This is a genomic window from Bacteroides sp. CACC 737 (genome assembly GCF_013874375.1).
GTDB lineage: Bacteria > Bacteroidota > Bacteroidia > Bacteroidales > Bacteroidaceae > Bacteroides > Bacteroides uniformis.
In genome coordinates this window covers 3139466-3164457 of the sequence record NZ_CP059408.1, presented here as the reverse complement: position 1 = coordinate 3164457, position 24992 = coordinate 3139466, and the positions used below count along the sequence as shown (strand labels likewise).

Sequence of the window (24992 nt, the reverse complement as noted above, 5' to 3'; positions counted from 1 at the left end):
TATATCTTTTTAAGCTATTCCGTTTGTTAATCCTTTTTCTCTGCACCGCGAAGCTTATCCTGGGCACTGATGCCGCTTTTGATGGCAATCTTTATGCCGTCGCTCATGCCGACCTGTATGGGACGGCGTTCGAACTTTTGTACCGGTACGCTGTCCGTCATTACATATACAAAGGTACTGTCCCCATTGAATTCAACAGTACTTTCCGGAACAGCAAGCGTTTTCTGGGCACGGTCCAATACGATTTCTGCGTTGGCAGAATAGCCGGAACGTATCTGTACGCTGTCCGGTGCGGCAATGGCAGCTTTGATTTCAAACTGGTTGGCACCGTTTTCTTCCACACCCTTCGGAGATATGTATTCCAGTGTGGCATCGAACGAAAGATTCTGCAGGGCGCCGATTGTCAGTTTCACCGGCATACCTTCGTGTACACGGCCCACTTCCGTTTCGTCAATGTTGCCGCGGAAAATCAAATCGTTCATGTTAGCAACGGTAGCGATAGTGGTTCCGTCATTGAAGGTGTTACTCATGATAACCGAGTTACCGACTTTGATGGGCACATCCAGAATCAGACCGGTAATGGTGGAACGAATCAGCGTACTACTGAAAGAGGCGCTGTTCTTGGTGATGCCTTCCTTTACAATTTCCAAGTTGTCTTTTGCAGTCTGCAGTTCCTCGCGTGCTTGCTTTACACTTACCTCTCCTTTTTCATACTCTTCAGCGCTGATAAGCTTGTCGTTGTACAACTTCTGGGTACGTGCGAAGTCTGTTTCGGCTTGGGCAGCGTTGATTTCCGCCAACCGTACGCGGCTTTCGGCTGAGTTTAATGTGCCTAGTTCTGGAATAACCTTCACTTTGGCAATCACTTCGCCTTGTTTTATGCTTTGTCCGGCCTCCTTGTACACTTCAGATATGATACCGGAAATCTGCGGTTTAATGAGTACTTCGTCTCTTGGTTCCACTTTGCCGGTGGCTACGGTGGTCTTTTCGAGGTCTGTCACTTCCGGAACTACTGTTTCGTATACCTTTACTTTAGGTTGGGACTTCTGATATAGGAATATAAATGTCCAGATAAACAAGGCAGCTATTACTACCAATAATGCAATTTTCAGATACTTTTTAGTTCTCATCTTATATTTATGATTTAATTATTTACTATTGATATAGTAACCATTGTTTCATGGTTTACGGTTGATAATCTTTTATAGGTTTATTCATCCCTGATTGCTTCAATTGGTTTGATTGCCATGGCGCGATAGGCAGGTGCCAGTCCGGCAAGCACTCCCAATGCGATGAGGAGGATGCAAGTTCCGATAGCCAGTCCGAATGAAACCTGGTAGTGGGTTTTGATAACTCCAGGGTCGTTGGCAGCCTTTTCAAGTATTTGCAGTACAAATACGGCAAAAGAAATGCCTGCCATACCCGCTATAGTGGTCAGTACCATGCTTTCCGAAAGAATTTGTTGCAGGATGTCTTTAGGACGGGCACCGATGGCACGCCGTATGCCTATTTCCGTAGTACGCTCCTTGACGGTTACCATCATGATATTCGATACGCCGATGGCTCCGGCGAACAATGTACCCAGACCTACCATCCAAATAAGAAAGTGTACTCCGGTCATCAGGTTGTCCATCATAGAGAACATAGCTTCCGCATTCAGGAACATGACGGCTTGTTTGTCATCGGGAGCAATGTAATGCGCTGCTTTTACGAGGCGTTCCACTTCGGGCTGTACGTCTTTTACTTTTATTCCCGGTTTCATGATGAAACATACCACATCCAGTTTCTTTCCGAGGTTGTAGGTCTGCTGCATGGTGGAGAAAGGCAATACAATGGCTTCGGAGGCTTGTCCTTGTATGTTGACATTGCCTTCGGATGAACACATTCCGATAATCCGGTAATAGATTCCGTTCACCCGAACGTATTTGCCGCAGGGGTCTTCTCCCGGTTTAAAGAGACTTTCGTATACACGTTTGCCGATAACACACACTTTACGTGACTCTTTGATGTCGACGTCGTTGATAAAACGGCCGTAAGTCATTTCCTGATGTTCTATCTGCTCATACTCCGGGTACAGCCCCTTTACACTACATTCATATTTGTTTTCTCCATAGACAGCGGTCTGTCCCCAAAGGGCAAATGAAGGCGTGGCGAGTGCGATGCCGTCCACACTGCGCACACGGTCCACATCTTCCATCTCCAAGTCCCACCAGCGTCCCTTGCGGAATCCCTTGTAGGCTTCGCTTGTCTTTTGTGCGGCGATAAAGCCCGAGTTGGTCGCAAATCCTTCGAACTGGGATTTCAGTTCTTCCTGCATGCCTTGTCCGCCACCGATGAGTGCTACCAGCATAAAGATGCCCCAGAATACACCGAATGCAGTCAGCAGGCTTCTTGTCTTGTTTCTTGTTATTGTGATGAGGATTTCCTCACATGTATCTATGTCTATTTTCATAATCTTTAATCTGCTCTAAGTGCTTCGATAGGACTGATACTCACGGCTTTCTTTGCCGGGAAGAATCCGGCAAGTGTACCTGCTATGATGAGGGTCAGTGTGGCTTGGACGGCAATGCTGAGGTCTACGGTGGGATCGGAGAACATGGTCTGCTGGAACATGCCGGCATCCATCGTCTGGTTACCGAAAGCAGAGTTCATCCATTCCGTCACCCCGATGCCTGCCACCATACCGATATAACCGAATAGCGTAGTGATAGTCACGCTTTCCACAATAATCAGCCAAAGGATGGAGAAGGGCTTTGCTCCCAGTGCCTTGCGGATACCGAATTCACGGGTACGTTCTTTAACGGTAATCAGCATGATATTCGATACACCGACAATACCGCTCAACAAGGTAAAGATACCGATAACCCAGATGGCGGTGCGTAGAATACCCATTGCGTTTTGGGCTTGCAGATAGTTGGTGAAACGGTTCCATATCCAGATGGCGCTGTCGTCGGTAGGGTCGAAGCGATGGTTGGTGGCAATGGCTTTACGGTATTCTTTTTCAAAGGCCTCATTGCTTTCTATACTGCTCAGGTTCTTGGTCGTGAAGATGATGTTATTCAACTTGTCTCCTTTATTGTAGATGGTCTGTAAGGTGGAGAAAGGAATGTAGGCCTCGTTTGCCTCGCGGTCTCCCTGGTCATTGTAGAGCCCCACTACCTGATAGGCCACTCCACCTGCATTGACAAATTGTCCGATAGGTTCGGTATGTGTTTTGCCGAAGAGGATATCTGCGGATTTCTTATGGAGGATGATTACTTTACGCCGGTCTTTCAGATCGCTGTGGTTGATGAAACGTCCGTCTGCCGTCTTCACGGTTTCCACTTCTGTGTAGTTAGGGTATACGCCCAGCAGGGAGATATTGATATATTCTTGTCCAAAACTGACGTTTACATTGCTCTGGCGTACTGTGGCACCGGCACTAATGACATTTTCTGTAAATTGCTTTTCCGTGTCGTCCATGTCCCGATTGTCCAGTTGGATGAAGCGTCCTTCCTTCAGACCGTCGTATGATTTGGTAGTCCAGCCGGGAAAAATGCGGATGGAGTTCAAGGCACGTTCCGACGCATTCTGTTCGAAAGCATGTATGATGCCGTTCCCGGCTCCGAGCAATACGATGAGCATGAAGATGCCCCATGCTACGGCAAAGCCCGTCAGGAACGTACGCAGCTTGTTACGTTTGATGGTTCCGTATATTTCTTGCCAAAGGTCTATCATTGATAATTAAAGATTAAGAATTAAAAATTAAAGAAGGGAAAGAGGGCTCTTCCTTCATTATTTCATGAACCCGTCTTTTCCGAACGGGCTTGCATCGTGATTCAAGTTTGTTTCGATGCTGCCTATGACGCCGTCTTTGATGTGGATAATCTTGTCCGTCTGGTTGGCAACGCCGCTTTCGTGGGTCACGACTACGATGGTCATGCCCGTATCGTGCAGTTCCTTCAGAATCTGCATCACCTCTACGGAAGTCTTGCTGTCGAGCGCGCCGGTAGGTTCGTCGGCAAGGATAATCTGCGGCTGGGTGATGAGAGCGCGGGCGATGGCTACACGCTGTTTCTGTCCGCCGGACATTTCGTTGGGCATGTGGTGTGCCCAGTCTTTTAAGCCCAGGCGGTCGAGGTACTCCAATGCCATCGCATTGCGTTTCCGTCGGCTCACTCCTTGATAAAAGAGGGGAAGTGCCACATTTTCTACTGCGTTCTTGAATGAAATCAGATTGAAGGACTGAAAGATGAAGCCAATCATGCGGTTGCGGTACTCGGCAGCCTTCGTCTCGCTGAGATTTTTGATAAGAGTACCGTTCAGATAGTATTCTCCGGTGTCATAATTATCCAGAATGCCCAGTATATTGAGTAAAGTGGACTTTCCCGAACCCGATGAGCCCATGATGGAAACAAATTCACCCTTCTGAATGTCGAGGTTGATGCCTTTGAGCACGTGCAGTGGTGCTCCGTTGTAATAGGTCTTGTTAATGTCTTTTAGTTGTATCACTGTTTTCCCTGTTTTTTTGCTTTACTCTTATTAATTTTCACTATTAGACGCAGCTATGCTACGAAAAGTTGCAAAAGTTGCAAACTTTTTTAAAAAAAGATTTTGCAGTGTCGTTTTTCTTTGTGATTTTTGTAACCATGAATATGATTAACTAACCCTTTAAACAAACGTAGTATCATGAATTCAAACATGGAAAAGCCCTATGTAGTGGGCATTGACATAGGCGGAACGAACACCGTCTTTGGTATTGTAGACGCACGCGGAACTATTATTGCAAGCAGTTCCATCAAAACCGGAGCTTATGAAGACGTCAATGATTATGTAGACGAAGTTTGCAAGAATCTGTTGCCGCTCATTATTGCCAATGGCGGTGTAGACAAGATAAAAGGTATCGGTATCGGCGCTCCTAACGGAAACTATTACAGCGGTACCATTGAGTTTGCCCCGAATCTTCCTTGGAAGGGCGTAATTCCTTTGGCTGCCATGTTTGAGGAGCGTCTGGGTATCCCTACCGCTTTGACAAACGACGCCAATGCTGCCGGTATCGGTGAAATGACTTACGGTGCGGCTCGCGGTATGAAAGACTTTATCATGATTACGCTGGGCACCGGTGTAGGTAGCGGTATCGTTATTAACGGTCAGATGGTATATGGCCATGACGGTTTTGCCGGAGAGTTGGGACATACTATTATCCGTCGTGAAAACGGTCGTCTCTGCGGATGCGGACGTCACGGTTGTCTGGAAACTTACTGCTCGGCTACGGGTGTGGCACGTTCTGCCCGTGAGTTCCTGACCAAGAGTACCGAGCCAAGCTTGTTGCGCGACATTCCAGCAGAAAACATTACTTCCAAGGATGTGTATGATGCAGCTGTGAAGGGCGACAAGATTGCTCAAGACATCTTTGAGTTTACCGGAACTATCTTGGGTGAGGCTTTGGCTGATTTCATTGCTTTCTCCAGCCCGGAAGCTATCGTACTGTTCGGTGGTCTGGCAAAAGCGGGCGACTATATCTTCAAGCCTATCCAGAAAGCCATTGATGACAATGTATTGAATATCTACAAAGGCAAGACTAAGTTGCTGGCTTCCGAGTTGAAGGACTCTGATGCCGCTGTGCTGGGTGCCAGTGCATTGGGCTGGGAGCTGAGAGATACCAAGTAATCGATATCAGGGAAACTGATAAAGGAGGGGGATGTGTCAAAACTCCCCTTTTCTCGAAATCACCCTCGCTACAACTACCTGTGGCGAGGGTGATTTTTAGTTTAGGAGAGTTTCGACACACCTTTTTTCTTTGGTGGCACATATTCCTCAGCAATAAAGTTATGTCACAAGTTGCTTCCACACTTCCACCCATTCTCTGTATCCCTTTATTCATCGGGGTTGCGGATGCTGTGGAAGCAACTTGAAAAGGTGGAAGCAAAAGTTGCTTCCACCTTAAATTTACACCAAATAATCTATTAATATATTGTAGTACAATAAATTAATAGGATATGGAGCAATTTGCCAATATCGTGTAAACAAGCTATTGGTTTCCTGCAAACACGGTATTAACTTTGTAAAAGCCCGTGCGATAATAGGTGGAAGCCAGGCTTTCGGTGTGGATAAGATAGGTATTCAGTATGGAAAAGCTATGCCTATGACAGCTGTTTAACGGCCGTGAGGCGCTCGTCTAACGGCCATAAAGCGCTTTGTTGACGGTCGTTAGCAGAGCGCCTTACGGCCGTTGGGCGCTGATAAACTAACGTATCAGCAAGAAGAAAGGCTTATGTGAAAGGAAAGGAGCGCAGGCTTACAGTGTTTGGAATGAGGTCGTAGGAGTAGAGTATTGCATGGTGTATGCATACTGTGTATATTACTAAAAAAGGGAAACTGACATTGTCAACTTCCCTTTTTTATTTCGAAATAGGAGTCCGGGATTAACCGTTAACTCTTTTTTCTTTGATTCTTGCTTTCTTACCGGTAAGAGCGCGCAGGTAGTACAGTTTAGCGCGACGAACTTTACCCACCTTGTTCACTTCGATGCTGTCGATAGCCGGTGATTCAATCGGGAAAATACGTTCTACGCCTATGGTTCCTGACATCTTACGTACTGTAAAACGTTTCTTGTCTCCATGTCCGGCAATCTTGATAACAACACCACGGTACAGCTGTACACGTTCCTTGTTACCCTCGACAATACGATATGCTACTGTTACAGTGTCACCTGCCTTGAAGCTCGGGTGCTGTTTTCCGGTAGCAAATGCTTCTTCTGCAATTTTAATTAAATCCATTGTTTTTATTATTAAATTGTTTCATCGTTACAACGCAACATACCAGGCTTCTCTCTTGGTGTCCTGACAGCGATTGCGCGAAAGCGGTGCAAAGGAACGAATTATTTGCCAGATACACAAGTGCTTCAAGCTTTTTTTCGCCAGTTGGGATGATTTTTGAGCGTTTCATTCTGCTAAACGCAAGTCCAAATAATCGGTTAATTGTGTGGCTCAGTCGCAAAAGAAAAGTATATTTGTAGCAATTTAAAACTAAATGAATATGAAGAAACAAACTTTCAGTCTCCTTGCGGGGGCAGTGTTGGCGGTTGCGCTTCTATTGGTTTCCTGCCATTCTTCCTACGAAGTGACCAAGGTAGAGGGAGGCAGAATTCCCATGAACTCTGTCTGGGATGCCGAGCCGGATGCCGAAGCCGTGGCTCTGCTGGCGCCTTACAAGGCCCGGATGGACAGCGTTATGTATCATGTGGTGGGAACCGCAGAAATGTCGATGGACAGATTCCGGCCCGAAAGCCTTTTATCCAATCTGATTGCAGATGTACTGCGTGAGGCTGCGGTGGAAGTGCTGGGCAAACCGGCCGATATGGGGCTAATCAATATCGGTGGAATCCGGAACTCCCTGACGGAAGGAGACATCACTACCGAAAACATCTATGAGATATTGCCTTTTGAGAATTCGCTCTGTGTGCTGACGATGAAAGGCTCTGCCATGAAGTACTTGTTTGAAAACATTGCGGTGAGACTTGGTGAAGGGGTGAGTGGTATACAGTTGGAAATCAGCAAGGATGGCAAGCTGCTCCAGGCTTCCATTGCCGGCAAGCCGGTGGAGGATGACCGTGACTATACGGTTGCCACGATTGATTATCTGGCTGATGGAAACGATGGAATGACGGCTTTCCTGCAGGCGGATAAAAGGGAGTGCCCGGATGGGGCTACACTGCGCGGTCTGTTCATGAAGTATGTGGAGAAGCAGACGGCAGCCGGCAAGAAGGTGACTTCGCGCATGGAGGGAAGAGTGGTCGTTAAAGAGTAAGCATTAAAAAAACAGAAGTTCTATGAAACATATATATTCCTTGGCAGCCCTGCTGCTTTTCATGCTCCCCGCATCGGCACAACAAGAGGAGCGTGTCATTACTGAAGAACCCCTTTGCCTGGTGTCCACCGATTCTGTATCGTCCGGCCAATCCGGAAAACAACTGTTTATCCTGCATACCAGCGATATGCACAGCCGTATAGAACCCATCAGTGCCGAGGCTGCCGACGAGTATGCCGGGATGGGCGGTGTGGTGCGCCGTGCCGGTTTTGTAAAGCAGTTTCGCGGCAAGCATCCGGATATGCTGCTGCTGGATTGCGGAGACATCTCGCAAGGCACCCCTTATTACAACTTTTTCAAAGGCGAGCTGGAGGTCAAGATGATGAATCTCATGGGTTATGATGCCATGACGATAGGTAATCATGAATTTGATTTCGGACTTGAGAATATGGCGGAATTGTTCCGTATGGCGGATTTCCCCGTGGTCTGTTCCAATTATGACGTGACGGGTACGGTACTCGAAGGACTGGTGAAGCCTTATATCACCTTGGTGCGCGAAGGGGTGAAAATCGGTATCTTCGGCCTGGCCCCTAAGATGGAAGGGCTGGTGCAGGCAGATAAATGCGTAGGCATTGTCTACAACGACCCGATAAAGGTGGCCCAGGAAATGACAGACCTTCTCAGGGAGAAGGAGAATTGCGAGGTTGTGATTTGCATGTCTCATTTGGGTATCCGCAGTGCAAATCCCGAAGGCGCTTCCGACGAGAACCTGGTAGGCAAGACGCGTGGCATTGATGTCATTTTGGGAGGACATTCGCATACTTTTATGGAAAAGCCTGCCGTTTATCTGAATGCGGACGGCAAGAGCGTTCCCGTGCTGCACACCGGAAAGAGTGGCATCTACGTAGGAGAAATGGTACTTACTTTAACTGAAAAATAGCATGATGAAAAGACTCACCCTCCTTTTATGGGTTGCAGGATTGTTTATATTGGGATTATCTTCACTTCATGCCCAGACCGGAGGCCCGTTTCTTCCTTCGGCTGCAGACAACCGGTGCCGGCAATGGGTGGACTCCGTGTTGTCAGGCCTGAATGTACACGAAAAAGTGGGGCAGCTCATCGTTGCCACCATTCCGGCCAGAGCAGACAAGGCCACGAAAAAGCAGATGCGCGAGCTGGTAAAGAAATACAAGGTCGGTGGCTTGCTGTTTTCCGAAGGTACTCCGGAAGAGCAGGCTATCTTGACCAATATGGCCCGGAAGGATGCCAAGATTCCCGTTATGGTTACTTTCGATGGAGAGTGGGGACTGTCAATGAGGCTGAAAGGCGCTCCGGACTATCCCCGTAATGCCGCCTTGGGATGTATCGAGGACAATGGCTTGATTGAAGAATATGGACGTGAGGTGGCCCGCCAGTTCCGCGAATTGGGGGTACACGTCAATTTTGCACCCGATGCGGATGTCAATACGAATCCGCTGAACCCGGTGATACACGTACGCTCCTTTGGCGAGAACCCGCAGCGGGTGGCAGAAAAGGTGGTGGCATACAGCCGTGGGCTCGAAAGCGGGGGCATACTTTCCGTTTGCAAGCATTTCCCCGGGCATGGCGACACGGATGTGGATTCTCATAAGGCGCTTCCCGCCTTGCACTACGACCGTGCACGCCTGGACAGTGTGGAACTTTATCCCTTCAAGGAAATGGTACGTGCCGGATTGGGGGGTGTCATGGTAGGCCATCTGCAAGTGCAGGCGCTGGACCCGGACGGGGTGACTCCTTCTTCCTTGTCGCGGAATGTGGTGACCGGGTTGTTGAAGGATGAACTCGGCTTTAAAGGGCTGGTGTTTACCGATGCCTTGGACATGAAGGGTGTGTCTGCCATTCCGCAGGTAACTACCAAAGCGCTGCTGGCGGGAAATGATATGGTGCTGGTACAGTTCAATACGAAGAATGCGGTGCAGGAGCTGGTAGATGCAGTGGAGTCGGGACAACTGAGTAAGGACGAACTTGATGCCAAGTGCCGCAAGGTATTGATGTACAAGTATATGCTTGGTTTGAGAAACCGCCAGCCGCAACTTCGGGTCAGCGGAATGAGCTATCGCATCAATACGGAGGAAGCGCAGGCGTTGGCTGCCAAGTTGCGCCGTTCGGCAGTGACTGTATTGAACAATTATTTCGATGTCCTCCCGCTGGCACCGGTGGAAGGTGATATTGCCGTGCTCAGCATCGGAGAGAAGGAGGCGGATGCTCCCTTTGTGGAAGCTATGAAAAAGAATGCAGGCATCAGCCATTTCCACTTGCCTTGGAATGCCGATGAGGCTCTCTGGCAGGAAGTGCAGGGGCAGTTGGCTGCTTTCCGTCGCGTGGTTATCAGCATTACCGGTTCGGCTTATGTCAGCGACCGTGATGTGGCCTTTCTGGAAGGCTTGAACCTGCGTGCTCCGCTGGTCTATACTTTTTTTACCTCTTACCGTACATTGCAACCTCTGATGCCGGCACTTACCAAATCCAGCGCTGTGGTGCTGGCACATTCAGCAGAGACGGATTTGCAGCAATACGTGGCTGATGTTCTTTTTGCCAAAAAGCCTGCCAGTGGCAGAATGTCGATGAGTATCGGTAAACTGTTTCCGGCGGGAACGGGCTGTATGATTGAGCCGGGCATGAAACCGGGGAAGACTGTTCCGGAAGATTACGGCATGAAGTCGTATGTGCTGCAAAGTATCGATGCCGTTGCCCGAAAGGGACTGGAAGCGGGAGCTTATCCCGGTTGCCGCGTGCTGGTGTGGAAAGACGGACTGCCGGTATATGACAAAGGCTTCGGAACCCACTCTGATAAGGATACCACTACTGTCCGTTCTTCGGACCTTTTTGATTTGGCTTCGCTGACCAAGACTACGGCTACGTTACTTGCCGTCATGAAACTGTATGATGAGGGCAAGATAAAACTGGATGACAAGGTTTCCGCTTATCTGCCCTTCTTGCGCAATGGCAACAAGCGGAACATTACCATCCGCGAACTTTTGTTCCACGAATCGGGGCTTCCTCCCTATATCCGCTTCTACCTGGACATCATAGACCCGAATTCGGTACACGGCCCGTACTCCCAGAGTTGGGTGGACGAGTGGCATCGTACGCAGGTAAGCGAGCATAGCTATTATTGTTCCGATTTTAAGTTCCGCAAAGGAATGGTGTCCGACAAGAATACACCGGCCTATACCCTGCACATGGCAGATGGCATGTGGCTGAACAAGAGTTTCAAGAATTCTATCCTTCAGCGGATAGCCAAGTGCGAGTTGGACGGCAAACGTTATGTTTACAGCGACCTTGGCTTCGTGCTGTTGCAGCAGGTAGTGGAGAAGGTGACGGAGCTGCCGATGGATTTGTACCTTGCCCGTGAGTTCTATGCCCCGATGGGATTGCAACGTACTATGTTTCTGCCTTTGACGAAGTTCGCCAAAGCGGAAATCATGCCCACGGCATCCAATGACTTCCTGCGTCGCCAGGATATATGCGGATATGTGCATGACGAGACTGCTGCCTGCATGGGTGGGGTGTCCGGTAATGCAGGACTTTTCTCTACGGCCGAAGAGGTGGCAAAGGTTTATCAAATGTTGCTGAACGGCGGTGAATTCAATGGCAAGCGTTTCTTGAGTGAGGCAACCTGCCGTTTGTTTACGACGGAGAAATCTGCCATCAGCCGTCGCGGTCTGGGATTCGACAAGCCGGATGTATCCATTGTGAAGCGCAGCCCTTGTGCTCCTTCCGCTCCGGAAGCGGTATATGGACATACCGGATTTACCGGTACTTGTGCTTGGGTGGACCCGGAAAACAAGACAGTGTATGTATTCCTCAGCAACCGCTTGTGCCCCAATGTATGGAACACGAAACTGGGTGACATGAATATAAGAAGAGATATCCAGGAATTGATTTATAAAAGTATTATTCCGCAAATCCCCTAAAAACAATCTATCTATAAGGAATGAAGAGAATATACCTGCTTGCCTATATCACTATATTGTGTTGTCTTTGTCCGCTTCTGAAAGCGCAGCTTGGCCCGATGCCGTTTACTCCGGTGCCGCCGAACGACCCTTCGCTTGTACGTCTCTTGAACAGTGACGTGCGGTGCAGGCAGTGGGTGGATTCCGTCATGCAGCGTCTGACTCTGAAAGAACGCATCGGACAACTGTTCATCTATACGATTGCCCCCCAGCAGGACAAGGCCAACAAGGAACTGCTGCGTAAGGTGGTGGAGGACTATAAGGTAGGCGGTCTGTTATTCTCCGGCGGATTGATGCAGAACCAGGTGATGTTGACCAATGAGGCGCAGCGGATGGCAGAAGTTCCGCTGATGATTACCTTTGACGGTGAATGGGGACTGGCTATGCGCCTCCGCGGTACTCCGAACTTTCCGCGAAACATGGTGCTGGGCTGCATACAGAACGATACACTGATTTATGAATATGGGCGCGAAGTGGCCCGCCAATGCCGTGAACTGGGGGTGCAAGTGAATTTTGCTCCCGTAGCGGATGTGAATATCAATCCCAAGAATCCGGTTATCAATACCCGTTCCTTCGGTGAAAGTCCGTTCAATGTGGCGAACAAGGTTGTTGCCTACTCCAAAGGGTTGGAGGATGGTGGTGTACTTTCTGTCAGCAAGCACTTTCCGGGGCATGGGGATACGGATGTTGATTCTCATAAGGCGTTGCCTGTGCTGCCTTTTACCCGTGCCCGTCTGGACAGTATAGAGCTTTATCCTTTCAGAAAAGCTATTCGTGCCGGATTGGGAGGAATGATGGTGGGGCACTTGGAGGTGCCTGCCATAGAGCCGCAAAAGGGGCTCCCGTCTTCGCTTTCGCGTAAGGTAGTTTCCGGTCTGTTGGTGAATGACCTCGGCTTTCAGGGGCTTGTCTTTACGGATGCCCTTGCCATGAAAGGGGTATCGGGTAATGAAAGCATCTGTTTGCAGGCGCTGAAAGCCGGCAATGATTTGCTGCTTGTCCCCCGGCGTATTAAGGAAGAAGTGGAGGCTGTGCTTGCCGCTGTGAAAAAAGGGGAGCTGACAGAGAAAGAGATAGAGGCGAAATGCCGTAAAGTACTGAAATATAAATATGCCCTTGGGTTGGAAAAGAAACCCCATGTACAGCTTTCAGGTTTGGGGACCCGCATCAATACTCCGAAAACGCGTGATTTGATGCGCCGGCTGAACTTGGCAGCCATCACTGTGCTGGATAACCGGGACGAGGTACTTCCGCTGGACCCTTCCATCGGTGAAGTTGCCGTGCTCAATGTGGGAGAAGCGCAGGAAATCCGGCCGTTCCTCAAGGAACTGTCGCAGTATACCCGTCCTGTGGAGTTCCATTTGGGCAAGAATCTGCCGGAGGCTGACGGGAACCGTTTGAGGAATGCGCTGGCCAAGTACAAACGTATTCTGGTCTGTGTCACCGAACACCGTTTGACGCCCTATCAGAATTTCTTTGCAAAGTTCGCTCCTGACGTACCGGTGGTTTATCTGTTCTTTATTCCTGGCAAGCAGGTATTGCAGATAAAACAAGGGGACGCTGCTGCTGAAGCGGTGATTTTGGCACACTCCTCCAACGAGGAGGTACAGCGGCAGGTTGCCCGGATTGTTTATGGCAGCGCTTGTTCAGAGGGACGCTTGTCTGCCAGTATCGGTAGTCGGTTTGCTGCCGGTGCGGGAGTGACGCTGACTCCTCAAAGCGCCCCCCGCTTTGTACCCGAAGAGCATGGTATGAATTCCCGTCTGCTGGCTGAAATAGACAAGATAGCTGAAGAAGGCATTCGTGAAGGGGCTTACCCCGGCTGCCAGGTGGTGGTGCTGAAGGATGGTAGGGAGATGTATAATAAAGCTTTCGGTACCCACGTCTGGAACGAGGCCGGAAGCAAGGCGCTTCCCGTAAAGAAGACGGATGTATACGACATCGCTTCGCTGACAAAGACCACAGCCACGCTGCTTGCTGTGATGAAGTTGTACGATGGCGGACGCCTCAATCTTACAGACCGGGTGTCGGATTATCTGCCTTTCCTACAGGATACGGACAAGAAGAATATTACGGTACGCGAACTGCTGATGCATGAATCCGGTCTACCTTCTACCTTGCTATTCTATCAGGAAGCGATTGATGAAGAGAGCTACACCGGCACTTTGTTCAAGGCACGTCCCGATGCCCGGCATTCCGCACGCATCGGACGGCAGACTTGGGCGAACCCTAAGTTCCGCTTCCGTCAGGGACTGATGTCGAAGGTGCAGACACCGGAATATACGATGCAAGTGTCCGACAGCCTTTGGCTGAACCGTTCCTTCAAGCAAGAGTACTTGCAGAAGATTGTGGATACTCCGCTTAGAGATAAACGTTACCGTTATAGTTGTGTGGGCTTTATCTTGTTGCAGCAGTTGGTCGAGGCGCGCACCGGCATGTCTATGGACGAATATCTGGCCAAGGAATTCTATACTCCGATGGGATTGGAGCGTACGGGGTATCTTCCTCTGCGCTTCTTGAAGAAGGAAGATATTGTACCTTCATCAACAGATCCTTTCTTGCGTAAGACTACCTTGCAAGGATTTGTACATGATGAATCTGCAGCTTTTCAGGGCGGCGTTTCCGGTAATGCCGGGCTGTTCTCCACTGCCGGAGAAGTGGCAAAAGTCTATCAGATATTGCTGAATGGGGGTGAACTGGACGGTAAGCGTTATTTGAGCAAGGAGACCTGCAGGGTATTTACTACCACCGTCTCAAGGATAAGCCGTCGGGGGCTGGGATTTGATAAGCCCGACCGGCGTAATCCCCAGAAGAGTCCCTGCGCAGAGTCTGCCCCTGCTTCTGTCTACGGTCATACCGGTTTCACGGGTACTTGCGCCTGGACAGACCCGGAGAACGGCTTGGTTTATGTCTTTTTGAGCAACCGCACCTATCCGGATGTGTGGAATAACAAGTTGATGAGGCTGGATATAAGGACGAGGATTCAGGAAGCTGTATATAAGGCGATGCTGGGAGGAAAAAAATAACTGGTAGAATTAAAAAGAGCCTCCCTTGCTCACGCAGGAAAGGCTCTTTTCTTCTTCAATTTTGAAACAATTAAATTCTATCTGTTAAGCTTTAAGTGTGTGTCTTATCAGAACGCAATACCTACGCGCAGACCGAAATTGCTCAAACCGTCTACGCTGTACGTAAAGAGGTCACCTTTGTTCGTACCGTAGCTGTAATAGGCTGCGAAATGCAAGCCCGGTCCATAAGCCCAAGGATACACATTGAAACCAATTTCAGGAGATACATAGAAACCCCATGTATCCTTGTTGGCTTCGAATACGTTGAAAGTTGACTTCAACTGTGCATATTCAGCACCCAGTTTTACACCGGCATACGGCTGGAATGCACCTCCACGGTTCCATACATAGCGGGAGGCCAGACCGAAAGGCAACTGGAATGCAGTGTGCTGCTGGTCGGTATTCAGACTGCCGCCTTCGCCTACGGGAAGTGTCTGGCGACCGAAATACTCATGGTTGCTATGGTAGTTCAAGAAAGCTCCCAATGCAAAATTGTCTGTCAGGAAGTAACCGCCTTCAAAATTCATACCCCAGCCGCTTGATTTGTCGGCGAAGTTGTTGCTGAGGGGAAAGTTATATTGCCAGTCGATATTGGCATAACCGTTATCGGTCATCTGTGCCTTCGTCGGTAGGGCGAAGACGAGAGCAAGAGCGGCAACCGCAAATACTCTCAAGGAAAGATATTTTATTGTTTTCATACTTTGTTCTTGTTTTTTGGTTCAATGGCAACTTCCCAGTCCGGAAAGGATGCTGCCGTATTATTCTTGTTACCTTAATATTGGGTAACCCGTCATTTGTCACTTATAGCTCGTAGCTTGTCACTACTTGTTAGTCAGGTAAGTTGATTGAGTGAAAGCTTGGTTTACACCTTGCACGGCAAGTTTGGTATTGACAGAAGTAGAACCACTCAGCAAGCCGCTCATATAGCTGGTCCACAGAACAGGAAGTTTCTCGCTCTGGCCTTGCGGCGCCTCCAGATTCAACAATTCGCTGATAAAGGAACCGGTGCTGTAGGAATAGTTCACGGCATAGGGATAATACCATCCACCCCAGTTGCCCCAGTAAGGAGCATCCCAGTAGCCAGGATAGTTCCACCACCATTCGGGACGTCCGTAGTCGGTGAAGTAATAGGTACTTCTGACATAGCTTACCTGCAAGCCAAGGTCGGCTTCTTCCCGGTCATCCACACGGATGTAGCCGCGGCTGTTCATGTTAGCAACATAAGCGCTGAGAATTTCCTGGGCATTCTCATCTTTCCAGTATTCGGCGTTTTCCTTATCACCAATGACCAGAATGCTGTCCGGCAAGTAATAAGTTTCGAAGGTTTTGAAATCCGCCTTCTTGTCATAGTTGGTATAAACCAGATAATTATTGTCCAGCTTATCCATGTCAGGGTCTTTTTCGCAAGATGCAAGCGTCACTGCAAAGACCGCTAATAATAGGGGAATAAATTTCTTCATACTTTTATAATTGTTTAGGTTTAATATAAATTCCTGCCCTATGGTACCTTAGGCTTTGTGAGAAAAAACAAGATAGGATATAAAAGGTTCACGTAGAGGTATGTTAAAAGTGATAAAGGAATAGGGTGACAGCACTTTTAACGTAACTGTCACCCTATTGCACTTATCATGTCATTACTTTATCACCCTATCATCTTTTCCATATCCGTGCTGTCCATCCTCCTCCGGGTGCCATGTGTATGTTCAGCTTGTCCCCCGAGGTCACGGTGCGTACTTCTTTCTTGTAGTCGGTTGCTTTCCGGTCGGCATTGATGCCGTCGGAAAAGATTTCGGCTTCGTAACTTCCTTCTCCGAGGAAGGAAAGGTCGATGGTACAGTCGCGTGGTGTCCAGTCGGTCATGGAGGCGATGTACCAGACATCTCCCTTGCGGCGTGCCAGTGTAAGGTATTCGCCTACTTCACCGTCCAGTGCCACGGTCTCGTCGAAAACGGTAGGCACTTTGGCAATGAAGTCCGTGCATTCCTGCTCCTTCATATATTTGCTGGGGCTGTCGGCAAGCATTTGCAGCGGGGCTTCGAAGAGGGTGTACATCGCCATCTGGTGGACGCGCGTACCCTGGCTCATTGGATGGTCGTTGACGGCACGGAAGGTTTCGCGGGTTGCGTTCATTGTGGCTCCCGGTGTGTAGTCCATCGGGCCTATAAGCATACGCAGGTAGGGAGCAGTCACGTCATAGCGTGGGAAGTTGTGGAGGGGGGCTCCGTTCACTATCGGTTCCCATTTGGCGTTCTCCAATCCCTTTACACCTTCAAAGTTCAGGACGTTGGGATAGGTGCGCTGTATACCGTATGGCTTGAGGCCATGCAGGTCCAATACCAGGCGGTGCTCGGCGGCGCAGGCTACAATGCGTTCTACAGACTGTACCAGTGGCTGGTCGTCACGGTCGAAGAAGTCTATCTTGAAGCCTTTGATACCCATCTGTGCATAGTGGCTGAATGTGGCTTCCGTATCTTTGGCAGAATTTCGCCAGCTTGCCCAGAGAATGATGCCGACGCCCTTCTGGTTTCCGTAGGCTACCAGTTCCTTTAAATCGATATCCGGATTCAGGTCTTTCAATAAGGATTCGTTTCCGCTCCATCCGTCATCGATGATGATATATTCCAGGTTGTTGTCGGCGGCAAAGTCGATGAATGCCTTATAAGTCGGGGTGTTCATGCCGGCTTTGAAGTCTACGCCAGTCAGGTTGCAGGTGTTCCACCAGTCCCAAGCCACTTTGCCGGGTTTAATCCAGGAAATGTCTTTGATGCGGCAGGCGGGGGCAAGACGCTGTGCCATGTCATTGTCGGCAAGCTGCGTGTCCTTTTCGGTGACGAGCACCACACGCCAGGGGAACTCCTGCTTGGCACAACGGGCGATGTAGTCTGCACGTTTTGTCGGTATCAGGTTCAGCCGGTTGTGTCCGCCGATTATTTCCTCCAGCGGATAGGGGGCAAATGCTGCCTGCACTCCTTGACGTGTCTGGGGATTTACAGTGAGGAACATGCCGGGATAGTTTTCCAATCCGGCTTCCATGATAACGGCTTTCTTTCCTCCGTCCAGGCAAACCATCAGTGGGGTGATGGAGAGTGAGTCGGTGTGCATTTTGGACAACGGGGCTTCGTCGTAGTAAGACTCGAATGAGAAGCAATAGCGCTCACCATTGCGGTTGTCGTTTATGTAAGGTACAAATGCCTGGTAATCCTTGTCGAAATTGAAGTCCGCTGTTTCGTTGAGGACGATAAACGGCTTGTTCTGTTCGGAAATGAAGCGATAGGCAGCGCCGTCATCGTATGCGCGGAACTGTACACTGTAGTCTCCGCGGCATTTCAGTGTCAGCTGGTTGTAGACATCCTTCACACTTGCTTTTTTATAGAGGGGAGTGGGGAAGGAGGACTCCACAGACTTGCGTTCTGCACGGATTACTTTTACATTTTTACCGAAAGTTATTACTTTCTTGGCTGATTTTTCATCTCTGCCTTGCAGGGCGATGGCAGAGGGTTGCAGCACCGTGGTTCCGTCGTGTGCTATCTGCCAGGTGAGGGCTTCTCCGGCATCTACCGTAACGGATAGTTTTCCGTTGGGTGATGCAAGTTGGTATTGCTGTGCACGGACTGTGCCCAAGCAAAGGAATAATAAACAAAAGGTTTGAATAAGGAGGCTTTTCATGTTGATTTATTTTTGAATGATTTTCTTTATCTTCTCCAGTTCCTCGGCAGAGAAGTCTGTATTTTCAGTCGCTTTCAGGTTATCTGCCAGTTGGGTAACGGAGCTCGCTCCGATGATGACGCTTGTCACCAGGTCGTCCTTCAACAGCCAGGCAAGTGACATTTCGGCAAGGGTTTGCCCGCGTGAGGCAGCAACTTCGTTGAGTGCCTTGATTTTTTGCAGCGTCTCGTCGGTCAGTGCTTCTTTCTTCAGGAAAGCCCCCTTTGCCATGCGCGAATCTTCGGGAATACCATTCAGGTAGCGGTTGGTCAGCAGGCCCTGCGCCAGCGGGGAGAAGGCGATGAAGCCGGTTCCGTTCCCTTTGGCTTGCTGCAGGATACCTTCTTCTTCCGGTTCGCGGTTGAAGAGATTGTATCTGCCTTGATAGAGCAGGCAGTGTACATCCCGTTCTTCCAGGTATTTGTAGGCAAACTCGGCCGCCTCTTTGGGATATTTGGAGATTCCTACATAGAGTGCTTTGCCTTGCCGTACGATATCAACCAGTGCTTGCAGGGTCTCTTCAAGCGGAGTATCTGGGTCGTAGCGGTGGGAGTAGAAGATGTCCACATACTCCAGGTTCATCCGTTTCAGACTTTGGTTGAGGCTGCTCATCAGGTACTTGCGTGAGCCCCACTCCCCGTAGGGGCCGGGCCACATGTCGTGTCCGGCCTTGGTGGAGATGAATAGTTCGTCCCGATAGGGCATGAAGGATTTCTTCATAATCATTCCGAAAGTCTCTTCGGCGGAACCGTAGGAAGGACCGTAATTGTTGGCGAGGTCGAAATGCGTGATTCCACGGTCGAAGGCATAGTGCGCCATGGCCTGGGAATTGGCAAATGTGTTCACGTCGCCGAAGTTGTGCCACAATCCGAGCGATATTTCTGGCAGCAGGATGCCGCTTTGCCCGCAACGGCGGAATTTCATGCCGTTGTCATAGCGTTCGGGCGTTGGAGAATAAATAGGGTTTATCATGATATTGTATTTTGTGGGTTATCCCATTATTACTTCTACTGTATGCGTGCCCGGCAGATGCTTCACTACATTGCCTTCTACCGGCTTGCCGTCTACCGTGACGGACTTGATGCCTTTGCACACACCATCGGGATTCTTCACGGTAATATGATATTCCGCTCCGCGGAACTTGCGCTTCACGTTGAAGCCTTTCCAGTCTGACGGGATACAAGGATTGATTTCCAGACCTTCATACGAAGGCTTGATGCCGAGTATGAATTGCGTGATGGCATACCACATCCAGGCAGCCGTTCCCGTCAGCCAGCTGTTCTTGCCTTCACCGGGGCGGGCGGCGTCCTTGCCGGCCACCATCTGGCAGCATACGTAAGGTTCTACTTTATGCAGGGCACTGTGCTCTTCGGTGTACGACGGGCATATCTTGCGGAAATACTCCCAGGAACGGTCACCCCGTCCCAGTACGGTTTCTCCGATGATGACCCACGGGTTGTTGTGGCAGAAGATACCCGCATTCTCCTTGTAGCCGGCGGGATAGGTGGAGATTTCTCCATACTCCACAACGTAGCGGGTGAAGGGCGGATTGTTGAGTACAATACCGTGCTCGCAGTCCAGGCGTTCCTTTACGGAGTCCAGCGCTTTTTTTACCATGCCTTCTTCCAGTCCGATGCCTGCCATGGTGCACCAGCCTTGCGATTCGATGAAGATTTGTCCTTCTTCGTTCTCTTTGGAGCCTACCTTGTGGCCGAAGTAATCGTAGGCGCGCAGATACCAGTCACCGTCCCAGCCATGTTTTTTCACGGCTTCCACCATATTGTCTATATAGGTTTGCGCTCTGTTTGCTTCGTCGTATTTACCCAGGCGGCGGCATAGTTCCACATAGTCGCGTCCGCATACAACGAACAAGCCGGCAATCATCAGCGATTCTGCCTGGCTGCCTTCCGTCTGGTTTTCCGTGGTCTGGAAGGATTCATTCGGGTCCCAGGAGAAGCAGTTCAGGTTCAGGCAGTCGTTCCAGTCGGCACGGCCGATGAGGGGCAACATGTGGGGACCGAGGTTCTCGATGACATGGTTGAAGGAAACGCGCAGGTGCTCGAACAGAGAAACCTCCGAACCCTCCTTGTTGTCGAAGGGAACAGGCTCGTCCAGGATGCTGAAGTCTCCCGATTCCTTGATGTAGGCCACCGTACCGAAGATAAGCCACATGGGGTCGTCGTTGAAGCCGCCGCCGATGTCGTTGTTGCCGCGTTTGGTCAGCGGTTGGTATTGGTGGTAGCATCCTCCGTCGGGGAATTGCGTGGAGGCTATGTCGATGATTCGTTCGCGGGCTCGTTCCGGTATCTGATGCACGAAGCCCACGAGGTCCTGGTTGGAGTCGCGGAAACCCATTCCACGACCGATGCCGCTCTCGAAGAAAGAGGCGGAACGGGACATGTTGAAGGTAATCATGCACTGATACTGGTTCCAGATGTTCACCATGCGATCCAGCTTTTCTTCGTCGGTCTTCACGACGTAGATGTCCAGCAGGCGGTCCCAGTAGGCTTTCAGTTCGGCAAAGGCAGCATCTACTTTGGCGGTAGTGTCGAAGGCCGAAATCATCGCCTTAGCCTTTACCTTATTTATAATAGGTGAAGAGGGTACGCTCTGCTTGAATGCTTTATGCTGAGATGCTTCATGCTCCTCGAACTTTGCCTCCTGCTTGTTTTCCACATAGCCCAGCAGGAAGATGAAGTCGCGGTTTTCGCCGGGTTGCAGCTCTACTTCCAGATAGTGTGAGGCGATGGGGCTCCAACCGTGGGCAATGCTGTTGCCCGGTCTGCCTTCTACTACCCGTTCCGGGTCGGCAAACTCGTTGTAGAGTCCCACAAATGTTTCGCGGTCAGTATCGAAACCGTCTACGGGTGTATTGACACTGTAGAAGGCGTAGTGATTGCGGCGTTCCTTGTATTCTGTCTTGTGGTAGATGACGGACCCGTCCACTTCCACCTCTCCCGTGGAGAAGTTACGCTGGAAGTTCTCCATGTCCGTAGCGGCATTCCACAAGCACCATTCGGCAAAAGAGAACAGTTTGAGTTTTCTCACTTTGGCAGAAGTATTCCGCAAGGTCAGCTTCTGCACCTCTCCCCAGGTCTTCAGTGGGACGAAGAAGAGCAGGCTGGCTTCGATGCCGTCTTTGGCTCCGGTGATGCGGGTGTAGCTCATGCCGTGGCGGCATTCGTAGCTGTCGAGTGCGGTCTTGCAGGGCTTCCAGGTGGGAGACCATACGTTGCCGCCTTCGTTGATGTAGAAGTAGCGTCCCCCGTTGTCCATCGGCACGTTGTTGTAGCGGTAGCGGGTGATGCGGCGGAACTTGGCGTCCTTGTAGAAGGAATAGCCTCCGGCGGTATTGGAGATGAGTGAGAAGAAGTCTTCATTGCCCAGGTAGTTAATCCATGGCCAAGGTGTTTTGGGGTCGGTAATGACGTATTCGCGGTTGTCGTCATCGAAATATCCGAATCTTTTGTCTTTCATATTATTTCTTGTATTTAGTTTGATACATTCTTCGTTAGTTGTGGCACCCGGCCATTTTCCCGGAAGCACGCTTCAAATTTAAAAACTTTTCTCCTATCACCCTTGTTTGCCCGGTGTGTTTTTTCCCCTCGGAAACATGAAGTACCGGAAAAAGATACAAAAGTATCACCGCACGAATCTTTTTCGCTCTATCTTTGTAAACACATTTTATGATTAACCGATATGAAACACTTATTCGCATTTCTGTTCCTTCTTGGAATTACCTTTTCTCTTTCTGCCCAATCCGTCCGCGAACGTATTTTGCTGGATGACGGCTGGCAGTTTGCTTTTGGCAATGCTTCCTCACCGGAGAAAGATTTCGGCTGCGGAACGGAGTACTTCAACTACCTGACGAAGGCAGCCTCTATCCATAATGAGGGCCCTTACTCTCCCAAGTTCAATCCGGAGAAGTGGGGTGTGGACTGGAAGATGGTCAATCTTCCGCATGACTGGGTGGTTGATTTGCCTTATGTCAAAGAGGCGAGCCACAGTCATGGCTATAAAGCCGTCGGCTATAAATTCCCCGAAAACTCTGTGGGATGGTACCGAAAGACCATCACCGTGCCACAAGAGGACCTCGGCAAACATCTTTATCTTCAGTTCGACGGTATCTTCCGTGATGCCCGTATCTGGATAAACGGTTTCTATCTGGGACACGAACCGAGCGGCTATGCCACGCAGGTGTATGACATTACGGAATACTTGAATTACGGAGAGGATAATCTAATCTGCGTCCGTGCGGATGCCACGCTCGAGGAGGGCTGGTTTTACGAGGGTGCGGGCATCTACCGCCATGTATGGCTGAACAAGACGGCGCCGTTGCATGTGGCTCCTTTCGGAACCTTTGTGCACAGCACGCTGGCCGCACCTTTTGACAAGGCCAAGCTGACGATAGAGACCACTGTTGAAAACTCCGGTCTGCAAACGGAGGATTACCGCCTCTGCCATATCCTCCGGGATGCCGACGGCAAGGAAGTGGCACGCTGCGAAACGGCCGGTCAGCCGGTACTGCCGAAAGACCGCCAGCTCACCGTCGGTGAAATAGCGCTGGACAAACCTCATCTTTGGAGTGTGGATGCACCTTATTTATATACACTGCTTACGGAAGTCTATCAGCATGGCAAGCTAGTGGATGCTTATACCACTACTACGGGTATTCGTGACATCCGCTTCGATGCCGACAAGGGCTTCCTTCTGAACGGACAGCCTCTGAAACTGAAAGGTGTGAACATGCACCAAGACCACCCCGGAGTAGGTGCCGGCATTCCCGATGCCCTACAAGTGTACCGATTGAAGGAACTGAAGAAGTTCGGCTGCAATGCCTACCGTTCTTCCCATAACCCGATGACTCCCGAAATGCTCGATGCCTGTGACCGCCTCGGCATTCTTGTGATAGAGGAAAACCGTCTGACGGGTGTCAACGAAGAACATACCCGCTTGCTGAAACGCATGATAGACCGCGACCGCAACCATCCGTGCATCATCCTTTGGAGCGTAGGCAACGAGGAGTGGGGCATCGAGTGGAAAGAAAACGGTACACGCATTGCTGCCACGATGCGTGAATATTGCCACCGTTTCGACCCTACGCGCCTCATGACCGTTGCTTCGAGCAGTGGCCCTGCCATCTTGATTCCCGCAGACGTGGCCGGTTATAACTACATCCTTCAGAATCCGGTGGAGCAGCACCGCAAGGATTATCCCGGCCGCCGTGCGCTCGGTTCGGAAGAGACTACGGGCTGTGGTACGCGCGGCATCTACTTCGATGCCCACGACAAAGGCCACATGGTGGCGCACAACCGCAAGCCGAACGGACCTGACAGCCTGCTGAACTGCATCGAGCGTGGCTGGAAATTCTATGACGAACGTCCCTATTTGGCGGGTCTTTTCTATTGGACGGGTTTCGACTACCGCGGCGAGCCCAACCCCATGAAGTTCCCGGCTACGGGTTCACAATTCGGCATTCTGGACTACTGCGGTTTTCCCAAGGACGAAGCCTGGTATCTGAAGTCCTGGTGGACGGATGAGCCGGTGCTGCACATCCTTCCTCACTGGAATCTGCAAGGTCACGAAGGTGATAGCATCGATATTTGGGTATACAGCAACTGCGATGAAGTGGAATTGACTGTGAACGGCAAGAAACTGGATCGCAAACCGATGCCCCGAAACGGCCATCTTTCCTGGAAAGCCGTTTTCCAGCCCGGTGCAGTGAAGGCTGTAGGCTATAAGAACGGCAAAAAAATATTGGTCCGTACTGTGGAGACTACCGGTGCTCCTGCCCGTATCTCCCTGACGGCAGACCGTTCCGTCATTCAGGCAGACAATCGGGATGTGGCAGTGTGTAACATTGAGTTGCAGGACAAGAAGAAACGTTTTGTCCCCACTGCCTGCAACGACTTGACGATAACCGTCTCCGGTCCGGTACGCATCCTTGGGGTGGGGAATGGCGACCCCGCTTATCAGGCTACGGAACGTCCGGCCGACACCGATGCCCGTACCTATCAGGTAAAGGCATTCAACGGACTTGCACAGGTGCTGTTGCAAAGTACCGGCGAAGCGGGAGAAGCCACACTGACGGTCGTTTCGGAAAATATGCCGGAAACTTCCTGTGTCTTGAAGTTGCAGAAGTAAGCAGCTTATCATTCATATCATCCGGCGAAGCGGAGACCTTTCTTTTGTCTATGGGGCAAGAGAGGGATCTCCGCTTCTTTCTTCCTCAAACTATAGTGTGTAAGTGTGCGAGATGTGCATCTCGTGTTGTATGAGATGTATATCTCGTACAACATGAGATATACATCTCATACATCCTTACATTAGAGCTTGAGGAGGAGAAGAACGGAAGTTTTGCTTTTCCGGGCGGGACTTTCCCGGGTATCTGCTCATATATAACAATTATTACCTCTAAATGTAACAAATGGTACTGTTG

At 50.1% G+C, this 24992-nt stretch carries 16 protein-coding genes; 6 read left to right on the top strand and 10 right to left on the bottom strand.

From position 1 onward, the window contains the following. Positions 1 to 26 precede the first annotated feature (26 nt). From H1A11_RS13450 to H1A11_RS13435, 4 genes are all read right to left on the bottom strand, one after another. Complete coding sequence (locus H1A11_RS13450) at positions 27 to 1130, bottom strand: efflux RND transporter periplasmic adaptor subunit (protein ID WP_117601217.1); 1104 nt, start codon at positions 1128 to 1130, stop codon at positions 27 to 29. Between the two features lie 80 nt (positions 1131 to 1210). Further along, complete coding sequence (locus H1A11_RS13445) at positions 1211 to 2452, bottom strand: ABC transporter permease (protein WP_117601218.1); 1242 nt, start codon at positions 2450 to 2452, stop codon at positions 1211 to 1213. A 5-nt stretch (positions 2453 to 2457) separates the two neighbouring features. Next, positions 2458 to 3717, bottom strand: coding sequence for an ABC transporter permease (locus tag H1A11_RS13440; RefSeq protein ID WP_117601219.1), 1260 nt, complete (start codon positions 3715 to 3717; stop codon positions 2458 to 2460). A 57-nt stretch (positions 3718 to 3774) separates the two neighbouring features. Beyond that, positions 3775 to 4491, bottom strand: a complete 717-nt coding sequence (locus tag H1A11_RS13435; protein WP_117601220.1) for an ABC transporter ATP-binding protein — start codon at positions 4489 to 4491, stop codon at positions 3775 to 3777. A 177-nt stretch (positions 4492 to 4668) separates the two neighbouring features. Here H1A11_RS13435 and H1A11_RS13430 point away from each other — a divergent pair, with 177 nt between their 5' ends. Next, positions 4669 to 5649: an ROK family protein gene (locus tag H1A11_RS13430; protein WP_117601221.1), complete on the top strand. Its 981-nt coding sequence runs from the start codon at positions 4669 to 4671 to the stop codon at positions 5647 to 5649. Between the two features lie 755 nt (positions 5650 to 6404). Here the strand turns inward: H1A11_RS13430 and rplS are convergent. After that, complete coding sequence (rplS, locus tag H1A11_RS13425; RefSeq protein WP_004292313.1) at positions 6405 to 6758, bottom strand: 50S ribosomal protein L19; 354 nt, start codon at positions 6756 to 6758, stop codon at positions 6405 to 6407. A gap of 259 nt (positions 6759 to 7017) precedes the next feature. Between rplS and H1A11_RS13420 the strand changes: the two genes are divergently transcribed. The 4 genes from H1A11_RS13420 to H1A11_RS13405 are packed head-to-tail and all read left to right on the top strand — an operon-like array spanning position 7018 to position 14809. Then, complete coding sequence (locus H1A11_RS13420) at positions 7018 to 7788, top strand: 5'-nucleotidase C-terminal domain-containing protein (protein WP_181757334.1); 771 nt, start codon at positions 7018 to 7020, stop codon at positions 7786 to 7788. Between the two features lie 22 nt (positions 7789 to 7810). After that, the gene (locus H1A11_RS13415) at positions 7811 to 8728 is read left to right on the top strand and encodes a bifunctional UDP-sugar hydrolase/5'-nucleotidase (protein WP_057281336.1); all 918 of its coding nucleotides are present in this window, start codon (positions 7811 to 7813) and stop codon (positions 8726 to 8728) included. 1 nt (position 8729) lies between these two features. Further along, positions 8730 to 11744 carry a glycoside hydrolase family 3 N-terminal domain-containing protein gene (locus tag H1A11_RS13410; protein ID WP_181757333.1) on the top strand — a complete coding sequence of 1005 codons (3015 nt, stop codon included), beginning with the start codon at positions 8730 to 8732 and terminating at the stop codon, positions 11742 to 11744. A 20-nt stretch (positions 11745 to 11764) separates the two neighbouring features. Beyond that, a complete protein-coding gene (locus H1A11_RS13405) occupies positions 11765 to 14809 on the top strand; it encodes a glycoside hydrolase family 3 N-terminal domain-containing protein (RefSeq protein WP_181757332.1) in 3045 nt (1014 codons plus the stop codon). A gap of 107 nt (positions 14810 to 14916) precedes the next feature. Here the strand turns inward: H1A11_RS13405 and H1A11_RS13400 are convergent, their stop codons facing one another. The 5 genes from H1A11_RS13400 to H1A11_RS13380 all read right to left on the bottom strand — a co-directional run bounded on the left by H1A11_RS13400 (position 14917) and on the right by H1A11_RS13380 (position 22030). Further along, on the bottom strand, positions 14917 to 15546 hold the full coding sequence (locus tag H1A11_RS13400) for an outer membrane beta-barrel protein (protein WP_005834794.1): 630 nt from the start codon (positions 15544 to 15546) through the stop codon (positions 14917 to 14919). Between the two features lie 123 nt (positions 15547 to 15669). Continuing rightward, positions 15670 to 16308 carry a DUF4136 domain-containing protein gene (locus H1A11_RS13395; protein ID WP_005834796.1) on the bottom strand — a complete coding sequence of 213 codons (639 nt, stop codon included), beginning with the start codon at positions 16306 to 16308 and terminating at the stop codon, positions 15670 to 15672. Between the two features lie 190 nt (positions 16309 to 16498). Next, positions 16499 to 18514 carry a glycoside hydrolase family 97 protein gene (locus H1A11_RS13390; protein ID WP_181757331.1) on the bottom strand — a complete coding sequence of 672 codons (2016 nt, stop codon included), beginning with the start codon at positions 18512 to 18514 and terminating at the stop codon, positions 16499 to 16501. 6 nt (positions 18515 to 18520) lie between these two features. Then, entirely contained in the window at positions 18521 to 19525 is a 1005-nt protein-coding gene (locus H1A11_RS13385) for an aldo/keto reductase (protein ID WP_117966147.1), read from the bottom strand. A gap of 18 nt (positions 19526 to 19543) precedes the next feature. Continuing rightward, positions 19544 to 22030 carry a GH36-type glycosyl hydrolase domain-containing protein gene (locus H1A11_RS13380; protein ID WP_119961452.1) on the bottom strand — a complete coding sequence of 829 codons (2487 nt, stop codon included), beginning with the start codon at positions 22028 to 22030 and terminating at the stop codon, positions 19544 to 19546. A 222-nt stretch (positions 22031 to 22252) separates the two neighbouring features. Between H1A11_RS13380 and galA the strand changes: the two genes are divergently transcribed. Continuing rightward, positions 22253 to 24697, top strand: coding sequence for a beta-galactosidase GalA (gene galA, locus H1A11_RS13375; protein WP_181757330.1), 2445 nt, complete (start codon positions 22253 to 22255; stop codon positions 24695 to 24697). Positions 24698 to 24992 lie beyond the last annotated feature (295 nt).